This is a genomic window from Phormidium sp. CCY1219 (genome assembly GCF_055795085.1).
The window spans coordinates 1-20,955 of record NZ_JAYFEQ010000292.1; the positions used below are offsets into that span (position 1 = coordinate 1).

Sequence of the window (20,955 nt, forward strand, 5' to 3'; positions counted from 1 at the left end):
GGCTTTAAGCATTAGGTTCCTTGCCCCGCTTACGTTTTCGGCATTTCAGCCTTGACTTTGGCGGGAACGATTCGCACTGGCTCTGTCTATTATAACACGGTTGTGTTGCCGCTAACCGGGGTGTTAACCGTCTATATATCGGTGGTTGATGCTTTGCTTGCGGGCGATCGGCGTTAAGCAATTAGCCATTTAATTGGGGAACTGTAGGGAACCACAGGGTGGGGTAGGGAGGGCGACTTCAGGGCGATTCGCGCAGGCGATCGCCCTCCCCGAGGCTCAGCCGCCTTTCGGGCCTCTACGGGTATGGCTGCGCTGACGCGAAATCCCACCAGAACTGGGAGTGAGGGGGTTTGCGCGATGCCGATGCTGAGGCGCTTAATTCCTTTTTATTTTATTTGTTTTCCCCTTCATGGTGGTGGGGTTACCCCTACGGTCACGGGCTAAATCGCGATCGCACCGGGCTTGCGCGGGTTCGCCTCTGGAATTTTGCTGCTGCTGTTTTCTCTCCCTACTTCGGCGATCGCGGCGGCTGTGCGGGTTTGCTTGACCGTTGGGCGGCGAGTTTCCGCAGTTCCTCGGTTTCATCAAACAGATCTTCGGGATCCGCCTCGACTGCCCGTTGCACGTAGTTGATTTTGATTTCTTCTAGCAAATCAGACACCAACGATTCAAGCTCTTCTATCGTCTGCTCTTTTTGAAACTCGGCTCGCATGGCTTGCCCAAAATGCTCCACAAGCTGCTGGGTCAATTTTTCCCCCACCGGATCCGGCGGTGCCTCGGTGATGGCATGATACGCATTCTCTGGCCCAAAGGTAACGATTTTTGACACCCGGTTCACGAGCTGTTCTGCCATCTGGTGGGATAAATTCCCTAACCCCGGGAGGCGCTGCAATCTCTGGTAAACTCCGGAATTCTTCAGGGTATTTTCCATTTGATGATGCAGCAGTGCTTCTAAATCTGGCTGCACTTCGGGCAGCACTTTGCACACTGCAATCTTTAACACCCGGTTGGAAATGGCTTGCACTTCATTCACGTCATTAATGTCAATGTACGTTTGCTGTGAAGGTTCCAATAACGCTCTGGACAATTCCCCACTTTCTACGTTCCCTTTTAACTGATTGATGACTTGCACCACCACCACCTGGGTCAGTTCTTCAGCAAAGGTCGCCACTAGCCCCAGTCGCAGTTGCTTGCGAATCCATTCAATCTCGATTAAGTCGGCTTCATTTAACCGAATCACCACGGGAATAATTCTCAACCATCGCCAAAATGGCACCAACAGCAGCAAATCGTACCAGCGCCAAAATATTGCCCCTTCTAAACTCACGTTTTTATGCCGCCTGGTAATCAGCCAACTTCTAAACAGCAAGTCGGCTAAAAACACCACTGCAAAAAACGCATCAATTATCCAAAACCTATCGATATACTCGCTATTTACGCCATAATGCCGATAATAATTCGTCAGCATTAAAAACTCAATTTGCCGATTAAAAAATCTCAGTTCTTCTTCCCACCCATATTCGGCTAAGTTTTCGCGACTCCAAAATACCATAAAAGCTTGGGTCGCCGATTTATCCGCCCAAAATACTTCGGGCGCTAAAAAATCAATAAACTCAATAGCGGGTTTGCGGATGAATCTGGGTAAATAATCCGGTCCTTGGGGTCTATCTTCTGGATTGCGCGAATAAATATGTCGGCGCATCTTATTTTTAATTTCTTCCAGGGTTCCGGTTTTGTTGGCCCGTTCAAAAAAATTATCGTCGATCGCCGTCTCGCTCAGTTCGCGCAATTGCCCTAGCAAATCATCAACTTCTTCTGACTGCAAGCCGTCGCGCTGCAATTCTACGGTGAGTTCGTCCACCAATCTCAGATATCTTTGCGTCCCCCGATACGGTTCGATTCCTTTCACCGGATCGTAAAATAACCTCGGTTCGTAAAACACAAACAAAAAGGCAACTTCGCTATTAAAAAAATCCAAGGCTTGTCGCCACCCAACCGCCTCTAAATATTCCTGGCTCCAAAATCTCTGGAAAGCTTCTTCTGCCGTCTGTGCTTCCATGTACTCGCGCATCCGCTCTTTGATTTCTGACAACGCTCCATAGTTGCCAGTGACGCGAAATAGTTCTTCGTCAACTAATTGTTCGCTCTGGACTCGCAGAGTCTGGAGTAATTCCTGCACCTGGGCTGACTGTAACCCTTCTTCTTGCAAGAGGTTTTGCAGTTCATAGACGGTGGCGAGGTATTTTTCGCGCTTGTTGACCTGAAAGTCTTTCATAAACAAATCGGCGCGCAGGTAGTAGTCTCGCCCGGGGAGATAACTCAGGTCAAAGAGTACGAGGGCTAAGTTGACTAAGGCAATAATTGCCATCACCTTTTCAAACCAACGGAGCCACCGGGGTGCTTTTTGATATTTGCGCTTTTGAGAGGGCATGATGGGATTATCGGATTTTACATTCGAGGCAGTTTTTTATGGGGCTAGTGCATGAGGGGGACATGCAAGTTTGATGGAGGGAGCGAGGATTTCTGGTTTTTCCTGGATGTGGCGGGTGCATGAGGAGCTTTCCGCAACTACGGAAAGGATGCCGATCGCAACCGCTTTTCTGGCAGACCTCCGGGCTGTAGGGTAGCACGAATCCGGGGAGAGATGGAAAACTATCTCGTTCTCGGTGGATGGCTGATTCTCGCTCGTTACCACCTCGGGTTTGCCGTTAGCGGTTGCGATCGGGGGGGTCGAAATCTGGGGATTCCTCTGGTCGTGGCGAACGATCGCTGGGGCGATCGCGCTGGGTGGGTGGAGTCTCGGAGTAGCTGGAATAGGACTCGGGCATCGATCCGGGGCGATCGCGCAGGTCAAGTAGCTGCCGTTGCCAGGGGGGCAACCGATCCCGGGAACGACGAGTGGCCCCGGGGCGATCGCTCTTGCGGGTAAAGCTTTTCCACGCCGCTTTCATCCCCGTCATCACGCTGCGGGTGGTAATCTGGGCGCTTTTTGCTTGCTTTTTGGCGCTGCCTATGCCTTCCTCTACTTGTTTTACCGCATGGTTGGCACTCTGAACCCCCTCGGTGACATCATCGGTTAAATCGCTAATTTCCATCCCGGTTAAGCGAATTGCTTCTAGGGTGGGGGGAAATTCCCGCGAGAGGGTGTCGGCTAATTTTTCCACGCTGCGCGCTGCCCGCGCTACGGCTTGCAATGCGGGCAGTGCTGCCAGCAACACCAGAATCAAACTGACAGCAACGAGTAAAAAGGAGAGTCCGAGCCAAAACAGGGGGTCTGTCACAAGTGAGGTTTAAAGTTAAATCTGCATTGAAATCCGTACCTTAAGACTGGCTTTCTTCGCCGGATTCGGCGGCGACTTCCCGTTCTTGTCGCGCGAGAACTTCGCGCTCGAGTTTCGTCGCTTCTATCCCCGCCGCGATCGCTTCTCGCAATCGATCGAGGGTCTCGTCCCAGTTCTCGAGGGCCGATTCTGATAGGCGATCGGCCTGCATCTGTACGCTGCTGGATATATCTTCGGCTATCTCTGGCAAAGCTTTGACCGATTTTTTTAACAACTTCCGCGTTTGGCGACCACTGCGCGGTGCCACGAGTAACCCGGTGATGGTGCCGATCGCCGCTCCCACTAGCATCCCGCCGATAAAGGTTCCCGAACGATTTTTGGACATTGTAATTGGTTAAATCTTGCAATCCCTAAAAAGGATTATTGTAACTCGGCTGCCGCTCAAGTTCCTTATTTTATCACCAAACCACTCTCCACGCTTGCCCATTGCCTCCCCAGAAATGCGCGATCCCGATGCCGGTCGCGTTAACCCAGGGTGGGATCCCCTCCCGGCTTTACTTGGGATTTTCCCTCTCCTGAGTCTCTCGTTTCCCCTTTTCCCTTTTCGGTCTGCGACGCATCAGCGATCGCCCCAACCAGGTGATTCTTCCCCGGTTCAGCAAGGCGACGATCTGTCGCAACCGCAAAAGCTGCAACTCCACCTGCTGATACCGTTTCCGCAGGTTCCGGGTGCCTAGCTCTCCCCGGGCGATCGCCTGGGGGCTGGCGTTCAGGACGTTATAAGTCACGCGATCGGCATTCAGCACCGCTTTCGCTGCGCGATCGATGACTCGACTCAGTTTCCACAGTCTCCATGCCACATAAAAAAATAATGTCGCTAAAAGCATATTGGTAATCACCACCGCCACCACCATCGTTTACCTCCAAATTCCCCCACTGCATCACTGATTAATAATTTTAAATCTATCTTTCTCCCCCTTGATTTATTTCAATCATTTTCCCAAAAATGTAAAATACTTATCTTACCATAACCCGCATATCCTTTATCTTAAAGGGACGAGTCAACCCCACAAACTACCCCTCTATTCCATCCCCTTGATGAATCAGATATCGCGCGCAACCATTGCTGCAGGCCATCCTAAAACCGCCGAAGCCGGCATCGAAATGCTCAAATTAGGCGGCAACGCTTTCGACGGAGCCGTTGCCGCTATTTTAGCATCGTTTGTTACTGAAACTGGCCTTACCTCTGCTGCCGGCGGCGGATTTCTGCTCGCTCATACCCACACCCATCAAAACATTCTCTTCGATTTTTTTGTCCAAACCCCGCAGCACAGAAAAACCCAAACCCCTATGGATTTCTATCCGGTTTATGTGGATTTTGGCGGCGCAGTACAAGAATTCCATATCGGTTTAGGTTCGATGGGCATTCCCGGCAACCTCGCCGGCGTCTTTGAAGTTCACCGAAAGTTAGGAACTCTGCCGTTTAAAGTCATCGCCGAACCTGCCATCCATTATGCCAAAAATGGCGTTAAACTTAATCCTTTTCAACATTACCTCTTAACTATCCTCAAACCGATTATGACCGCCTCTCCTGAGGCGCGCCGGGTATATGCTCCCTCCGGAGAACTTCTCCAAGTCGGAGACACTGTGTTTATGAAGGATTTCGCCGCCACTTTAGCCTACCTCGCCGAAACAGGAGCTAGAGAATTTTATGAAGGCGATATCGCCCACCAATTCGTCAAAGATTGCCAAGAAAAAGGCGGCTATTTAACCTTAGCTGATTTAAAAAATTACCGGGTTATCGAACGACCCCCCTTAACTTTCAATTATCGCGGTCATACTTTGCTGACTAATCCGCCCCCGAGTTCCGGCGGAACCTTGATTGCGTTTGCCTTAGAATTATTGTCCCAAATCGATTGGAATAAAATAGAATTTGGCAGCGATCGCCACTGGCAACTCCTCGCCCAAGCCATGCAGTTAACCAATGTGGCCCGAAAAACCGGCTACGATGCCCATCTCTACAAAAAAGATGTGGCGGCAAAATTCTTATCCTCCGAACAATTAACCACCTGCAAACAACAATTCACTCGAGCAGTCAATAAACTAGGCAGCACCACTCATATCAGTATCATCGACAAAGATGGTAATGCCGCCAGCGTCACTACCTCCAATGGCGAAGGTTCTTCCTACATGATTCCAGGTACGGGAATTATGGTCAATAATATGCTGGGGGAAGCGGATTTAAACCCCAGCGGATTCCATCAATGGCCGGAAAATTGCCGCATTTCTTCCATGATGGCACCGACGATGGTTCTGAAAAACAACTCCCCGGAAATTGTCCTGGGTTCTGGCGGCTCCAATCGCATTAGAACCACAATTTTACAAGTGATTTCTAATATTATCGATGGTCATCTTGATGTGAAAACTGCCGTGGAAAATCCTCGCATCCATTGGGAAAATAATCAGTTTCACTTGGAAGCAGGATTGGCGGTAGACAATCTGGAAAATCTGCCATTTATGCCGCAGACCGAGTTAATCCAATGGCAGGAAAAAAATATGTATTTTGGCGGAGTGAATGCGGTGCGGAAACGTGAAGATGGCACCCTAGAAGCGGCAGGAGACCCGCGCCGCAATGGGGCGATCGCCAGTTGTTGAACGGGGGATTCACCCAGGCGTCGTACTCAATCGGCTTAATTTACTATGGCAGGTGTGGGCTGCTCCTTCTGAACTGACGTTACGGTGAACCCGCCACCGTCTCTTGCAGGGTTTTTAACATCAAATAGGAAGAAGTCGCCCCCGGGTCTTGATGCTGAGCGCTTCTTTCCCCTAAATAGCTCGCCCGTCCCTTTTTCGCCACCAGGGGGATGGTGTTTTTCATCCCCGCTTCCGCCGCCGCAACTGCTTGTTGCAAGGCTTCTATTCCGCTGGCACCCTGGGCGAGGGCTTGCTGATAGGCATCTGACGCCGGGGAAAGGGCATCCAACATTGTTTTATCCCCGAGGTTTGCTTTGCCCCGCTGTACCACGCCCTCAACCCAAGCTTGTAGCACGCCGCCCATCTCTTCTGGGGTGAGTTCGGACTTACCGCCAACCCCCATACTCGATCGCAGGAAAAGGGTGCCGTACAACGGTCCGCTGGCACCGCCGACACTGGAAATCAAGGTCATGCTGACGGTTTTAAAAATACCGCCAATATCGCGATCGCCCAAATTCGGCAACTGAGTCCGTACCTTCTGAAACCCGCGATTCATATTAATCCCATGATCCCCATCCCCGATGGCGGCATCTAATTCGCTCAGATAATCTTGATTGTCTTCTAGCACCCCCGCCAGGGTTTCCAACCATTGCAAAATTTGCTCTCGCGTTATCATAAATCTCCTTTTTTCACCGTTTTTAACTTCCCCAGCGCAATGCGGGTGTGTTCACCGGCGCATCCCACAGGTTTATCAATTCATCATCCATTTTTAGCAGGGTAATGGAACAGCCTTGCATGTCTAAAGCGGTGATATACGGACCGATTAAATTGCGAACGATTGTCAGATGTTTTCTTTCGCAGATTTCGGCTAATTTCCGATAAATAATATACAATTCCGACAGCGGTGTGCCGCCCATACTGTTGACGAAGGCGAGTACCGCGTCCCCAGGGGCAAAGGGGCGATCGCTCAGTGGCACCTCTACCCATTCTCCCGTTTTTCCATCCCACTCCCGTACCTGCCGCGAGTAGTCGGTATCTTCGATAATCGACACGGCGAGCATTTCGGCGATGTCATCGGCAGATTGCAGGGGCATTCGCTGCCGTCCCGGTTCTCCGTGGATCCCGATGCCGATTTCCATTTCTGTGTCGCCGAGTTCAAAGGTGGGAGACCCTTTGGCGGGTACGGTACATGAGGTTAAGGCAATGCCCATGCTGCGCCCGTTGAGGTTGACTTTTCGGCATAATTGTGCTATGGCTGGCAGGTCGTAACCGCGATCGGCAGCAGCGCCACAGATTTTTTCGGCAAGTACGGTGGTGCCAACCCCGCGCCGCCCTTGGGTGTAGAGGCTATCTTTAACGGCTACATCGTCGTCGATGAGAATATTGAGCACCGGAATATCTTCCGAGTGTGCCAATTCTGCGGCCATCTCGAAGTTCATCACGTCGCCGCTATAGTTTTTCACGATATTGAGCACTCCCGCACCGCCATGCACGGTTTTGGCCGCTTCTAGCATTTGGTCGGGGGTGGGGGAGGTGAATACTTCGCCAGGACAGGCAGCATCGAGCATTCCCCCACCGACAAATCCCCCATGCATGGGTTCGTGTCCGCTACCGCCACCGGAGATGATGGCGACTTTGTTGCGAATGGGGGCATCGGCCCGGTAGATGAAGTGGGGATCCAGGTGGACTTTGAGCCGGTCGGAATGAGCTAGTGCCATGCCTTGCAGGCTTTGGCGCACGAAGTCCTCCGGCTGGTTGATGAGTTTTTTCATCGCTTCAGGATAAGCTTGCGAAACTCCATAAGTGCATCATAGGACGCGCAGGATCCGAGATAGTAATTTGGGAAGGCCGGATTTTTGATGCAGGTAAGTTCAAACAAATTCTAACGTTAGCATCGTCAAAAGTTAGGACACGCCAATGGCGTCTTCCTACTGAAAGGGGGACAAAATTGTAGGTTTTTAAATTGTCTCAACGCTGTGGCAATAAATGACGCTTCCTGAGTCACGCAGAGCAGCTCCAATCATTTGAATCCTAAACGATATCGCCTTCTCAATATGGCTCCAAAAACCGCTTGCCATTAAAGTGAATCATGTGAGTTGGCTCGTCAACCCACACTTCTGTCTCCCAAGAAATTTCCTGTAGGTACTTCTTCATATCGTTGCGATTCCGAAAAGCAGTAACAAATACCAGATGGGCTTTTGAATTGCCAAACAAAATCTTAAGTTCATTTAGGCGCTTTGGATCGATCGGGCCATGAGTCGTCACAGCTTCGACAAGTACGAGCCAATTTTTCTGTTGATAGTAAACCACAACATCGGGCATTTTCCCATGACTATCAATCGTGACTCCTAATTTTTCCAGTGCCTTTATCTCGAAATGAATCCCTTTATCAGCAGCATCACCTACATATATCAATTTTCCGTCGGGAGTGAAGAGAGAGCAGAAATCCTTGATAATCTTATCAATCAGCAGGTTTTGTCCCCCAGGGGACAAGTAAAAGCTCTTTCCTGAAGGTAAATTTACAGGAATACGAACCATCTCTCGTTCCTGAGCATAGCGCTTTTTGAGGGTTTCTAAAGATTTTAAATATTTTTTCAGATTCTCAGTCCATCCATCCGTATCATAGCTTTTAAGTAACTCTAACGTGCTTTCCTCAATTTGATAGACTGTGTGCGGGCTGTTTAGCGGTCTTGAATAATCGTCTGGGTTACGAATCACAATCCCTGCCTCTACAAATTGATGAATAGTTTGGCGACGAAACGTCTCGCGAGTGTTAGGTTTATAGTTCTTTTCATAAAACTTCGCAATGAACTCCATTATTGGAGTGATTCCCAGCAGTGGACAACCAGCATCAGACCAACGATCTCTCGGCTTTAGATCGAGTAGAGCCAGCAAAGTTAGAGCAGAGCGATCGTTTTGCTGAGGACTGGGTAAACCAATCTTGCTGAGTATTCCCTTAGTTTCCTCAACTTTTTGAGGCAATTTATCTTCAAAAGAATCGCTTGGTCTAGACATTTTAAAGGAACTCCTTCATGAAATTAAAAGATAGCTGTATAGGTTGCTCAGGTTGGGGGTGGTTTTCTGATGACGCGCTTTCTCTCTTTTCTAAACACTCCTTCACCCTCATCGCTAATGCCTTTGCCAGAATCGGAGGCACGGCATTTCCAATTTGCTGGCATTGACTTTTTTCGGTTCCTTGAAATTCAAACCAATCGGGAAAACTTTGCAACCGCGCACCTTCACGCACGGTTAATCTGCGCCGGCGTCCGTCGGGGAGGCGAATCCGCAGCATATCGCCGGTTGGGGCGCTGAGATTGCGACAGGTGACGGTTCTGGCGGGGACATCTAAATGCAAATCTCTCGGTTTGACGCATTTGGATGCTTTTTCGTATTTCTTCACATATTCATCCATGCTTGGCGTCAAGAATTTTGCAGTTTCCGATGCCCTAAATGCCAATTCGCTGAGGGCTTCTCCTGCGGTGTAAGGATGCGATTTGTAGGCTTTTTTCGGCCATTTCCATCCGCCTTGGTGGGCGATGCAAAATAATCGCTGTCTCCGCTGGGGCACGCCATAGTCGGTGGCGGTTAAAATGTCCCATTCGACGAAATAATCCAGGGTTTGCAAGGCGATCGCAATTTCCTCAAAGTAGGTTTTGTTGCGAAACAACATCCCGCGCACGTTCTCAAAAATCGCGATTTGAGGCCGATATCTTTTGACGGCGTTAATAAAAATTGGAAATCCATCGCGACTGTCTTTCAATCCTCGCTGATGTCCGCTGACGCTAAAAGGCTGACAGGGCGGCCCGCCAATAATGACTACCGGATTTTCTGGAAATTCGGTGTCGGGAGTTAGAACCATTTCATGGCAATCGGTGCGGAGATTTCGCCGATAAGTGGCACAGGCATCTCCTTCCATTTCATAACCAATGGTTCTAAATCCGGCGGCTTCAAACCCGAGGGCAAATCCACCACATCCGGCAAATAAATCGATAACTAACAGTTGGTTATCTTGGTTTTGGGGAAGCTGTAATTCTCTGTGAATAAAGTCTAAATACGGGGGATTTTTCCGGTTCATGGAAGTTGAAAGTTACAAAAAAGCCTGCAGGGGATTTTGCCTCCGGTTTGTGGGGAGGCGGTAGCTCAGAAGAGGCGTTCCCAGGCAGGTGTCTGGGAACGAGTCAGACGGAGGAAAGCTTACCCTGGGGCAACTTCTTTTCGCCACTTTTTTTCTGCGTTATGGTTCACATGTCCACGGAAACTGTTACGGCGGCAACGGCAATGAACATGTCGTCGTTTTTATCATTTAAAGCAGCGATCGCCCGTCCCTGAGTCACCATTCCTCCCGCTTCGAGGGTGAGGGTTTTGCGCCCAAAGGGTAGCACTGCTAGCACGTCTTCTTCGCGCACTTTTTCGGGATGGGGAACGGCAACTTGCACTTCCACTATCATGTCATTGGGATCGCTCAAGCCGGCGACTTCCCACACGCCCGGTAAGGCATTATGGGCGATCGCATTGCGAACCGCTCGTGCCGCCGCAACGGTGGGTTCTTGCCCATGTTGGTCTATTCCCATTCCCATTTCGATAATTAACCGTTTGCGAACCATCTTTTATTCCTTAATGTTGACAATTTTTAGCTTATCTTTCCAGGATATCGGTAACTGTATCTTTTGGGTTTTCCCGTCAGTTTAACTCTGATTGTTTCTCGAAACAGTCATTGACATTTGCCGATTTTTATGCGATCGTTAATTTTATCAACTTTGGTCATTATTTATTGTGCCGATTTCTTCGGGGGAGGCTTTGCGTCGGGGAAAGCGTTCCCAGCACGATCTGGGAAGGAGAACCGAAGGAAATGATGCAAATTTTTTGGCATCAGCGATCGACTATTTTAATTGGTTTATCATGTCTGCTTCGCTCCAGTAAGAAGAAACCTGTTGGATTTTTTCGGAGTCGTTGATGTCAAAGACGCTGATGCCTTGGGTGGTGCCGAGTTTGCCATTATTTGCCACGCCGCGCATGGTCCATTGAACGGCGGCCCCATTGCCTGCTACAAAGATTTTATCGGCGGTGACGTCCAGTTTTTGGAAGATCTGCGACAACAGGGCGAAAAATTTCTCCGAGTCTTGATGGACTTTATTGGGGGGATTGCCTACCGGATCGTAAATCACGGCGTCTTCTGCAAAGATGTCGAGCCATCCTTGGGGATTCATGGTGCCCATGTGGGTAAAGTAAGCTCGCACGAGTTGCTCGATCGCTTCGGGTGACATGCTGTGATTCTCCTGGTTGTCAATTTTTTTTACTTTATCAGATTGCGATCGCCATGGGAGGCTTTTTTATATTTTGTAACAATTTTTTGAGCGGGCGGTGGCATCCGAGAAAACACGGGGGATACAGGGGCGATCGCGATCGGAAAATGCACCCCTGCCATTTTTCCCCTTTCGCCCCATCGAAGGGGAGGTTTTATGTCATAAAAAACGGTTGGGCAAACCCGGTTTACCCAACCGAAAAAGATAACAAACAGTGGGATTAAATCTTTCCCTATCCTTTAGAGGAAGGAGAGTAAATTACACCCTGGTGCAGGGGAATTTTAACGATAAATTCCGCCCCTCGTCCGGCTTCGGAAATGCAGTGGATTGTTCCGCCATGTTTTTCTACGACAATTTGATGAGAAATCGCCAAGCCGACGCCAATTCCTTTTTGGTTTTGTTTGGTGGTAAAAAATGGGTCGAAGATTTTGGATTGGATATCTCGCTCTATCCCGCTGCCATTGTCGCTAATGCAAATCGCCACTTGATGTTCCTCTGCTTTTTCAGTGCGAATGCGAATGGTGGGCGCGGGGGTAGAGGAATTGCCTTCATCGGTTTTCGGGGTGCGATCGCCCACTTTTCCATCGCCATTCCGTTGCGATTCTAAGGCATCGATGGCGTTGGATAAAAGATTGATAAACACTTGGTTCAGGTGTCCCGGATAGCACTCTACTTCGGGCAGTGTGCCATATTCTTTGATGACTTCAATTCCCCGGCGACCAGTTTTTCCTTTCAGGCGATGCTGTAAAATCAGCAGGGTACTATTCAGTCCCTCGTGAATGTCCACCGGTTTGAGTTCGGATTCTTCCAGGCGGGTGAAGTTTCGCAGGGCTTGAATGATGTCGCGAATCCGATTGGCACCCACTTTCATCGAGGAGAGCATGCGGGGCAAATCTTGAATGATGAATTCTAAATCCATCGCTTCTAACTCTTCGGCGATTTCCGCTTCGGGGTGGGGATAGTGTTGCTGATAAAGGTAAAGTAAATTCAGCAAGTCTTTGGCGTAGCTTTCCGCATGGGTGAGATTGCCGGAAATGAAGTTAATGGGGTTGGTAATTTCAGCGGCGATACTGCCGACTAATTCCCCCAAGTCGGACATTTTTTCTTGCTTGATAAGCTGGGTTTGGGTGCGCTGCAGCTCTTGCAGGGCTTTGGCAAGTTGTTGGGCTTTTTCTCGCTCTCTGGCGTCGGATTCGCGCAAGGCTTCGTTTAAGGTAGCGAGTTCTTCGGCTTGACGCAACACGATGCTGACGATCGCATTTTTCAGTTCGAGGGCGGCGTTAATTTCACAATTCTTCCAGGGTAGGGAAGTTAATTTGACGATTTCTTTCCACAACTCAAACGATTTCCGAGGATGCAGTCGAGAGGTTTCGCGATCGCCGATTTCCCAGGGTTGATTCGGATTGCCGGCCCACTGCACGGTTTGAATGACTTCTGGGCGAAACCACAAGACGTAATTGCTCTGGGCTTTGGAGATGTAAACGGCGAGCAATCCACTGGCAATATCTTTATACTCCTGGGCTTCGGGATAAACTTGGGGCAAGGAGGCGGTGGAATACAGGATTTCGCTGTCTTGGCAATCGAGCCAGTGGATTAATTTGTGGATGGCTTTTTCCGTGGGTGTTTTGCCAATTAAGGTACAGTTACCTTTAAAAACAATGGCGGCTCCTTGGGCGTTTACCACATCGAGCAAGTTGGGTTTAAACTTTATCAATCCGTCAATAAAGTCCTGCTCGCGGGACATGTATTCTAACAACTTGGCGTTGGTGGATTTTAACTTAATCCGATATTCGTAGTCTTTGTTTTCTTCTTTGGAAGGCAGCTCTACGGACATTACTTTGCCAAAAAATTCGCAGGCTTTGCGAACTTCATAGGATACGTATTTCGGGGAGTTATGATGACAGGCAACCAATCCCCAGAGTTTCCCTTCTTTCATTATCGAGATGGACATCGACGCGCTGACGTTCATGTTTTGCAGGTACTCGATATGACAGGGAGACACGCTTCGCAATACGGCGTAACTCAAATCGAGGGGGCTTTTGGTGAGGGAATTGATTGTGGGAACAATGGCAACGGGTTTGTAATTGACGTCGGCAATTAATCGCAACCAGTTTTTGGAATACAGTTCTCTGGCGTGCGGTGGAATGTCTTCGGCGGGATAGTGCAGTCCCAACCAGGAGGTGAGTTCTTCGAGTTTATCTTCTGCTAAAACGGTGCCATGTCCCTGTTTGTTGAAGCGATAGAGCATTACGCGGTCAAAGCCGGTAATGTTTCGCACTTCTTTGACGAGAAGCTGACAGAGGTTTTGGAAGTCGGGGGCGTTTTGAATTTTGGAGGCGGAGGCTTCTACGAGATTGTAAAAACTGAGAAAGCCAAGGGTTTTGGGAGAAAGAGCTGGTTCGAGTTCGAGGATGAAAAGCCCTTGGGGCGATCGCTGCACGATGCCGTCAAAATAGAGGGTTTCTCCTTCGCTTTTTATCGAAATCTTTAAGGGATTTACCGGTTGGAGGTTATGGTGAAATAAACACTCTTTTAGGGTCTCGATTTGCGTCTCATCGAGCAGTTGATTGAGGTTTTGCCCGAGGAGGTCTTCGGGATGTCGGCGGAAGACTTTCCATGTATTGTGGCTGACTTGCAATACATCAAGCTGGTCAGATAAAACAAACAGGATTCCGTGGGGTTGAATCAACCCGGGAGTGTGAATTGGTTCTTTCTGGTATTGGGTTAAATTTAAGGTTGGGAATTTCATCATGTCCTTACTCCGAATTTGTTCGTCTGAGGTTGCAAAAATAGGAAGGGGAGGGAAAAAGATTTGCGATCGCTTCTTTCGAGTTGTTTGACTGAACTGTATTTTGCTTCTATCGCTCGACCTCGCCCCCATTCCTGGGGGTGATGTAAGGTAATTACCCCAAAGAAAATCTCAAATTTGTCTTCCTAAAATACTGGCTGTTCTTATAGAATCACCTTTGACGCACTCGTACCTCCTAACCCCCTGGCAACATCTAGACGTTCCCTTCGGTGGACGTGACATTGACTGACTACTTTCCAGCGGCTGGGTTATTCCTTGCCCCGTGAGGGAGGCGAGAGTCTCTACCTTAGCAAGCTCGAAAGTAGAACTGATTATAATTGTGACGCAATTGCTCCATTTTTAACATTTTCTTTGACTTTTTGTAACAACTCTTAATATTTTGGAAAAATCCCCAGTCAGGGAAAATGGGCGGGTGGATGGATGAGGATGCCGTGGGTTGAAAGGGGCAAGGGAAAAAGGATGGGAGGGGCTGGAACAGTAACGGTGAATTAATCCCGGATTTTTTCTGGCAGATACGCTTTGACGGCGGCGGCGGAATCGAGTTGCAAGACGGCGGCGGCGATCGCTTCTGCCCGATCCACTGTCAACCGGGAAATTACGGACTTAACGCCGGGAATCGCCGTGGGATTCATGCTCAATTCATCTACCCCGAGTCCGAGCAATATCGGGGTTGCTTCGGGGAAGGCGGCTAATTCCCCACAAACGGCAACTTTGATTTTCGCATGATGAGCGGCTTGCACGGTGCGGGCGATCGCGCGCAATACGGCGGGTTCGAAAGCATCGGCGAGGTGTGCGACTTTCGGGTGAGTGCGATCGGCAGCGATCGCGTATTGACTCAAGTCATTTGTGCCGATACTGAAAAAATCAACTTCCGGGGCTAAGCGATCGGCGATTTCCACGGCGGAGGGAACTTCGATGGTAATCCCGACGCCCATGCCTTCGTCAAACCTAATTCCGTGCGATCGCAGTTGCTCTTGCACTTCGGCGAGAATCTGCTTGGCGGCGCGAAGTTCACAGAGTAAGGCAATGGTGGGAAACATCACTTGCACCGGATAGCGATGACTCACGCGCAAAATCGCCCGCAACTGGGTTTTCAGCAATTCGGGAAACTCCAGCAACAGCCGAATTCCGCGCAGCCCGAGGAAGGGATTGGCTTCCGGTTCTAAGTCCAAATAAGGCACCGGTTTGTCCCCGCCAATATCTAAAGTGCGTATCGTCAGCGGTTTTTCCTCGAGGGTGGCGGCGATCGCTTGGTACAAATCTACCTGTTCTTCTTCGCTGGGCGGATGAGGGCGATCGAGATACAAAAATTCGGTTCGCAATAACCCCACGCCATCGGCACCCATGTCTAATGCGGCTTTTGCCCCGGCAACTCCCACAATGTTCGCTTGAATGCCGATCCGCCTTCCGTCGGCAGTTTTCGTCTGGCGCGGTAATTTGGCGGTAGCGGCTTTGGCGGCAAGTTTGTCTTGCAGTTGCGCGATGCGATCGGGCTGCGGTTGTACCCACACTTGCCCGGTTTCTCCATCTAAGGCGATCGCCGTCCCTTCGGTTAACCGCGCTAGGGATGCACCAATGCCCATCACTGCGGGTATTCCCAGGCTTCTTGCCAGGATGGCGCTGTGGTTGTTTGCTCCCCCCACGGCGGTACAAATGGCTCGCACTTTCTCGGGATTCAGTTGCGCCACTTCTGAGGGTTTCAATTCTGGGGCTACCAAAATTCCCGGCTGGGGTAATTCGAGGGAAATTCCCCTCACATCAATGAGCAATCGCAACACCCGCAGTCCCACATCTTTCACATCGGATGCTCGGCTTTTCAGGTAAGGATCGTCTAAGGCTTCGTAATCTGCTACTATCTTATCGATCGCCTGTTTCCAGGCTGCTGCTGCACTGTAGTGATGCTGGAAAATACACTCTCGCGCAATTTCAAGCAAGGCGGGGTCTTTTAAAAACAGTTTGTGGGCGGCAAAAATTCCGGCGTCTTCGCGATTGGCAATTTTGTGCCCTAACACTTGGATTTGCCGTCGGGCGGTTTGAATGGCAAAGTGCAGTTGTTGCCATTCGTCTTCCGGATTGTCTCCTTGGAGGTGAGTTACATCTGGTATCGCGGGTTCGTAGCGCACGACTGGGGCGATCGCAATCCCGGGAGATACCGGAGTCCCTCGGATTTCGTCGCTTTGCACTTCCCCAGCGGCGATCGCTGGCTGTTGGGTCTTCGGTGCTGGTTTCTCGCTTTCGCCAAATCGATTTTCCACTAATTCCTGCAAGGCGGCTAGGGCGGGTAATGCATCTTTTCCTCGGGCGGCGATCTCGATTTCATCTCCCTGTCTCACCCCCAAGGTGGTGACTTGATTGATGCTTTTGGCATTGATGGCTTGCGTGTCTTTGCTGCAATTTCGCAAGCTTATCTCACAGGAAAATCGATTGGCGATTTGCACCAATTTGGCGGCGGGGCGCGCGTGTATTCCCAAGGTATTCAGGACCGGTAGGACGATTTCGTGGCGGTTGGAAGGGGGGCGATCGCCCTGCTGGGTTTGCTCGGGTTCCGAGGAGGCGGTTGGGGGGGCGCTGGCTTTGATTTGTGAGGCTTTCGGGGCGATCGCTTCTCGGGCTTCGGCGATGACGCGATCGAGAGTCGCACCGCCTGCGGCTTGCACCACCGCCGCGATCGCTCCTTCTACTAATGGCGCTTCGCACAATATCACGTTTGACCTTTTATCTGGCTCTACAAATTCCAGCGCCATTTCCGCACTCATCACGGCGCTACCCAAATCCATCAATACCACTACCCCGGTGTCATCATACAGGGATTCGATCGCCTGGTAAACCTGCATCGGATCGGTGCCGAATGGGTTCTCTGGGTCGTCGATTCCGGCGGCGATCGCGATCGGTACCGGTTCGCGCGCCATTTGCGCCGCTAATTCGCGCACGCCTGCTGCCAGTTTGGCACTGTGAGAAACAATAACAATTCCAACCATAGTTCTTTTTGCCTAATAAAATTTATTTGTGAACTGCGCTCGATTGCCGTTATATCATATCCGCTAAAAAGCCGATTGAAAGCGCAAAATTGAAATCTCTCCTTGGCTTTTTTTCCTCCGCTTTCTTGCACTCATTCTTTGCACAGCTCTTCCTCCGGGCGTCATAGAAATTTGCACCCCATTTCAGTTGAGGCCGATTTTCCCTTATTTCACTCGTTACTGTTGCCTCCGCGATCGTCATCATTCTACCCCACCCGCAGCCCGAAGTTATCCGGTTTCCCGACTTTGGCTGAGGATACGGAAGGGTTTGCTTTTTCGTCTTATTTTTAGGGGGTGATGAACGCTTTTCATACATTCGCCCGATTTTCTCATTTTTTTCTATTTTTACTGTTTTATCAATTTAGCATAGACTGAGATTAATTGTAAGGGATTTTTGGGGAAATTTCCGGTGGGATTCCCTGGAAGGCAGCGGGTTGGCGGTGTTTTCCGGGAGTGACCCGCCACCGTTCCCCGAACCGGAAGCCCGCCTTAGCGCTGAATGCTGGGGTCTCTATCCCAGGGATGGGGGAGGGTTTTTTTAATGGCGATCGCGGAAAAACTGATATTGCTCCTCGCTAATGCGATCGCGGCGATAAAGGGTTTCGGCAATTTCTGAAAGCGTTAACACCGAATGCGCTCGATATCCCTGCTTTCTCAATCTATCCTTAACCCCTTTTTCGTGGTTGATGAACACCACAATATCTTTGACCTTTAATCCGGTGGATTCCAGCTTTTGCGCCCCTTCGATGACGCTGTTTCCGCTAATTAAAATATCATCGACGACGACCACGGTTTCGCCGGGATTGTAATGCCCTTCTACTAACCGACGAGTTCCGTGGGCTTTCACTTCTTTGCGCGGGAAAATCATCGGGGAATTCAGACGCAAAGCGAGTCCGGTGGCGGTAGGCAGGGAACCGTAGGGAATGCCGGCAATGCGATCGAATTGTAGTGGTTCTAGAATCTCGGCATAGGCGGCGATAATCTTGTCGAAAATTTGGGGATTGGAGATGATTTTTCGCAGGTCGATATAATAGGGAAATGTGGCTCCAGAGGCTTGCACGTATTCGCCAAACATGATGCAGTCAATGTCATATAATTGCAAAATCAGCTCGGCATGCGGGTTGCGATCGCGGGCGCTGACATCGGGCAACCATACCGGGCAGGCTTGCGCCTCTTGGGCAATGCGATTTCTCACTCTGTTGATAATCTCGTTCAGTTCTTGGATGCCGGTGGCGGGGTTATCCTGGGTTAAAATGTCTTGGGGTACTGGCACAATTAACCCGTTGCCGCTGGCGGTTAGCCCTGCTGTGAGAAGAGTGCTTAAATCCCCGCCTTCCGCCCAGATACTCCGCGCTAAAATTAACCGTTCTGGCGCGATGGTTCGCACTCGCCCGAGGACGTCTGGCGCAGTAGTTCCCACTTCTAGGGCTACTTGTTCTGGAGTACCCCACCGTTGCGCTTCTTTCACCACTTGCAGGTAAAGCGGATCGCCGGTTTTCGGATAATGCTGCAAGCATAAGGCGGCGGGGTTGGAAGTGTGACAAAGCACAACTATCCCTTTGTCGGGATAAAGCAAAAACGGCGCGGCTAAGTCTTGCCCGGGATAGGCACTCACGGTGATAGCATCTACCTGCCAGGTCTCGAAGGCGCTTTGGGCTAACACCGTGCTACTGTTGAGGTCGGAGTGTTTGGCATCTAATATGACCGGGATGTGCGTCGGGATTGCCGCTAAGGTGCGATCGAGCAGATCCATGCCCGAGGCACCCAAGGCAGTATAAAATCCCAGGCTCGGTTTGTAGGCACAAACCACTTCGGCGGTTTGCCGGATGGTAAATTGCATCCATTCGCTTAATTGTTCCCCCAAACGCTTTGCTGGATCCCGGAAACGGGGGGGCAAGGCTTCCGGATCCGGGTCGAGTCCCACACACAGAAGGCTGTGGTTTCGCTCGATCGCAGACAGCAGTTTATCCCTAAAGTTCATCATCCTTTTACTCTGCAAATGGTCTCGCCAATCGAGGGGTATGGCTGAAATTCGCCGATTGGCCAAGTCCTGGATTCGGATAAAGTTGGCAACTGGCAAATGGCCTATCCCCGATAACCTCAGCGACAGACGAGGAATGTCGATCGCTGGATTTGTAATAGCTTAATTAATTTATCGGTTTTTGGCAGCAAAATTGTCGCCTTGGCTTCGGATTTGTCCCCTTGAAGCGAAAGTTGCGCTGCGACCCGCCGATTTCGGCTAAACTGAATGAAGTTGCGTTGAATGGACGATCGCCGCTATGAACACTTCGGAAAACCTGGGCAAATATCTCACTCTCGAGGCGTTTTGTACTTGTACCCAAACCTATGCCAAGTATCGCGATCGCATCGACCCCTACCCGCAAAACCCAGAAAGCTTGCGGGCAATTTCCGCGTTAATCCACCATCTCCTCGACCCGATTATCGATGAATTTGGCTGGGATAATTTTCGCCTCACTTATGGCTTTTGTTCCAAAGATTTAAAACGATTCCTGGAAAAAAAAGACCCGGTAACCGGCGAGAAAAACGGTCGCGTCGCCCCTAACCTGGATCGGCACATGGCTCACGAAACCAATAAAAACGGCAACTATTACTGTCCCCGATTGGGCGCGGCTTGCGATTTCGCGATCGCGGGTCACTCCAGTGCTGAGGTCATTGAGTGGATTTTAACCCAACAGTTGCCCTTCGAGTCCATTTACTTTTATGGCCGCGATCGCCCCTTGCACATTAGTTACGGCCCGCAACACAAGCGCGATATCTGGACGTTTAGCGCCCAAAACCTACCCACTAAAAAAGGCATCGAGCCTTGGCTGGCATTGGCCAAAAAAATTCCCTAACTTCTCGGAAAAAGGGTTGACAATCGCGGCCACTTGGGATATTCTATTATCGTGGGAATAGATGCGGCAATATATATAGGGGTTTTCAAGCCTCGGCAACAGGATTCGGGGGAACTTACGGTCTCCCGGATCCGCATCGTTGACCGATTCGCTCCAATACCGCTACGGGAAACTTAGCAAAGCGTAACATTTCCGCCCCCGATTTCTCCCCCAAAATTGCGATCGCCGCGATACAATATAGCAGGGCGTACAGCTACCCACTGCTTGCGCCTAGAACTGATTGGGAAAACCTGCCATGTTTTGGTTGTTTTTAGCCTTCTTCGTCTTGCTGCTCATTTCTGCCACCCCCCTCCTGGGCACCTTTAACGTGCGCTGGTCTTTTGAAATTATGATTGCCCTGTTTGGCATTTTCTTCGTGGGAGGATGGGTATTGTTATTTTGTTATCCGCTATTCAATTAACCCCCCGCAAACCATAATCCCGCCAGCGGAACGCTGACGGGACTGAGTAGCATATGGGGTTCGGATAGAAATCCACGGCGAATATAAGCGGTTAATCGGTTGCCGTGGTTGTTAGATAAGCACCTGGCTGCGGGTGCGCGCTTTCACTCTATCTCTACGGTAGCAAACTGGCGAGGGAAAGGGGTCTGTCCCCGGGCAGAAACCCCCCTCTGTCTTCTGTGAGAGTTATCGGGACAAGTCACTCTCTTTCCAGATAGAGATGAACTGGCGATCGCAATTGTTCCAACTCGCGCCACAGTTCAGCAACAGCGAATCGAAATTTTGCCGAGAATTTGTATGCGGAAATATTAAAAGCGCGATTGGGGCAAGTGAGTTGGTGGAGATAGGGGCGATCGCGGGTGTTTCACTTAGTGTGAAAGCTCGCGACACAAAAGAGAAGACGCGGTAGTGCCGCGTCCCTAGGGTTTTGCTCAACTGGAGCGGATTGCGCGGACTGATGCGAGGACTATTTACTTACAAAGGATCGATTATATGGA

At 50.2% G+C, this 20,955-nt stretch carries 17 protein-coding genes; 4 read left to right on the forward strand and 13 right to left on the reverse strand.

Annotated elements, in window-relative coordinates; all coding sequences use genetic code 11:
• Positions 1-51: 51 nt before the first annotated feature.
• Complete coding sequence (locus AC0QH1_RS04760; protein ID WP_324629762.1) at positions 52-177, forward strand: hypothetical protein; 126 nt, start codon at positions 52-54, stop codon at positions 175-177.
• A gap of 331 nt (positions 178-508) precedes the next feature.
• Here AC0QH1_RS04760 and AC0QH1_RS04765 read toward each other — a convergent pair whose 3' ends face one another.
• From AC0QH1_RS04765 to AC0QH1_RS04780, 4 genes are all read right to left on the reverse strand, one after another.
• A complete protein-coding gene (locus AC0QH1_RS04765) occupies positions 509-2,431 on the reverse strand; it encodes a hypothetical protein (protein WP_324629763.1) in 1,923 nt (640 codons plus the stop codon).
• 277 nt (positions 2,432-2,708) lie between these two features.
• Complete coding sequence (locus AC0QH1_RS04770; RefSeq protein WP_324629764.1) at positions 2,709-3,281, reverse strand: DUF948 domain-containing protein; 573 nt, start codon at positions 3,279-3,281, stop codon at positions 2,709-2,711.
• 40 nt (positions 3,282-3,321) lie between these two features.
• The gene (locus tag AC0QH1_RS04775) at positions 3,322-3,666 is read right to left on the reverse strand and encodes a YtxH domain-containing protein (RefSeq protein ID WP_324629765.1); all 345 of its coding nucleotides are present in this window, start codon (positions 3,664-3,666) and stop codon (positions 3,322-3,324) included.
• Positions 3,667-3,835: 169 nt separating this feature from the next.
• Positions 3,836-4,195 (reverse strand): hypothetical protein, encoded by a 360-nt coding sequence (locus tag AC0QH1_RS04780; protein WP_324629766.1) that lies wholly within the window; start codon positions 4,193-4,195, stop codon positions 3,836-3,838.
• Positions 4,196-4,379: 184 nt separating this feature from the next.
• On the opposite strand from AC0QH1_RS04780, the gene ggt reads away from it, so the two are divergent.
• Positions 4,380-5,936, forward strand: a complete 1,557-nt coding sequence (gene ggt / locus AC0QH1_RS04785; protein WP_324629767.1) for a gamma-glutamyltransferase — start codon at positions 4,380-4,382, stop codon at positions 5,934-5,936.
• A gap of 79 nt (positions 5,937-6,015) precedes the next feature.
• Here ggt and dhaL read toward each other — a convergent pair whose 3' ends face one another.
• The 9 genes from dhaL to AC0QH1_RS04830 form a co-directional block, all read right to left on the reverse strand.
• Positions 6,016-6,651, reverse strand: coding sequence for a dihydroxyacetone kinase subunit DhaL (gene dhaL, locus AC0QH1_RS04790; protein WP_324629768.1), 636 nt, complete (start codon positions 6,649-6,651; stop codon positions 6,016-6,018).
• 22 nt (positions 6,652-6,673) lie between these two features.
• A complete protein-coding gene (gene dhaK / locus AC0QH1_RS04795) occupies positions 6,674-7,747 on the reverse strand; it encodes a dihydroxyacetone kinase subunit DhaK (RefSeq protein ID WP_324629769.1) in 1,074 nt (357 codons plus the stop codon).
• A 277-nt stretch (positions 7,748-8,024) separates the two neighbouring features.
• Positions 8,025-8,990, reverse strand: coding sequence for a BsuBI/PstI family type II restriction endonuclease (locus AC0QH1_RS04800; RefSeq protein ID WP_324629770.1), 966 nt, complete (start codon positions 8,988-8,990; stop codon positions 8,025-8,027).
• Position 8,991: 1 nt separating this feature from the next.
• On the reverse strand, positions 8,992-10,050 hold the full coding sequence (locus AC0QH1_RS04805) for a DNA cytosine methyltransferase (RefSeq protein WP_324629771.1): 1,059 nt from the start codon (positions 10,048-10,050) through the stop codon (positions 8,992-8,994).
• 166 nt (positions 10,051-10,216) lie between these two features.
• A complete protein-coding gene (locus AC0QH1_RS04810; RefSeq protein ID WP_324629773.1) occupies positions 10,217-10,579 on the reverse strand; it encodes a Lin0512 family protein in 363 nt (120 codons plus the stop codon).
• Between the two features lie 276 nt (positions 10,580-10,855).
• Complete coding sequence (locus tag AC0QH1_RS04815) at positions 10,856-11,239, reverse strand: nuclear transport factor 2 family protein (RefSeq protein ID WP_324629775.1); 384 nt, start codon at positions 11,237-11,239, stop codon at positions 10,856-10,858.
• 271 nt (positions 11,240-11,510) lie between these two features.
• The gene (locus AC0QH1_RS04820; protein WP_324629776.1) at positions 11,511-14,030 is read right to left on the reverse strand and encodes an ATP-binding protein; all 2,520 of its coding nucleotides are present in this window, start codon (positions 14,028-14,030) and stop codon (positions 11,511-11,513) included.
• A 545-nt stretch (positions 14,031-14,575) separates the two neighbouring features.
• Positions 14,576-17,065: a phosphoenolpyruvate--protein phosphotransferase gene (ptsP, locus tag AC0QH1_RS04825; RefSeq protein WP_324629777.1), complete on the reverse strand. Its 2,490-nt coding sequence runs from the start codon at positions 17,063-17,065 to the stop codon at positions 14,576-14,578.
• Between the two features lie 577 nt (positions 17,066-17,642).
• Positions 17,643-19,085 carry a bifunctional orotidine-5'-phosphate decarboxylase/orotate phosphoribosyltransferase gene (locus AC0QH1_RS04830; protein WP_324629784.1) on the reverse strand — a complete coding sequence of 481 codons (1,443 nt, stop codon included), beginning with the start codon at positions 19,083-19,085 and terminating at the stop codon, positions 17,643-17,645.
• Between the two features lie 298 nt (positions 19,086-19,383).
• Here AC0QH1_RS04830 and AC0QH1_RS04835 point away from each other — a divergent pair, with 298 nt between their 5' ends.
• Together AC0QH1_RS04835 and AC0QH1_RS04840 are read left to right on the forward strand one after the other, a co-directional pair.
• Positions 19,384-19,959, forward strand: a complete 576-nt coding sequence (locus AC0QH1_RS04835; RefSeq protein WP_324629778.1) for a hypothetical protein — start codon at positions 19,384-19,386, stop codon at positions 19,957-19,959.
• A 295-nt stretch (positions 19,960-20,254) separates the two neighbouring features.
• Entirely contained in the window at positions 20,255-20,419 is a 165-nt protein-coding gene (locus AC0QH1_RS04840) for a hypothetical protein (RefSeq protein ID WP_324629779.1), read from the forward strand.
• Positions 20,420-20,955: the final 536 nt, after the last annotated feature.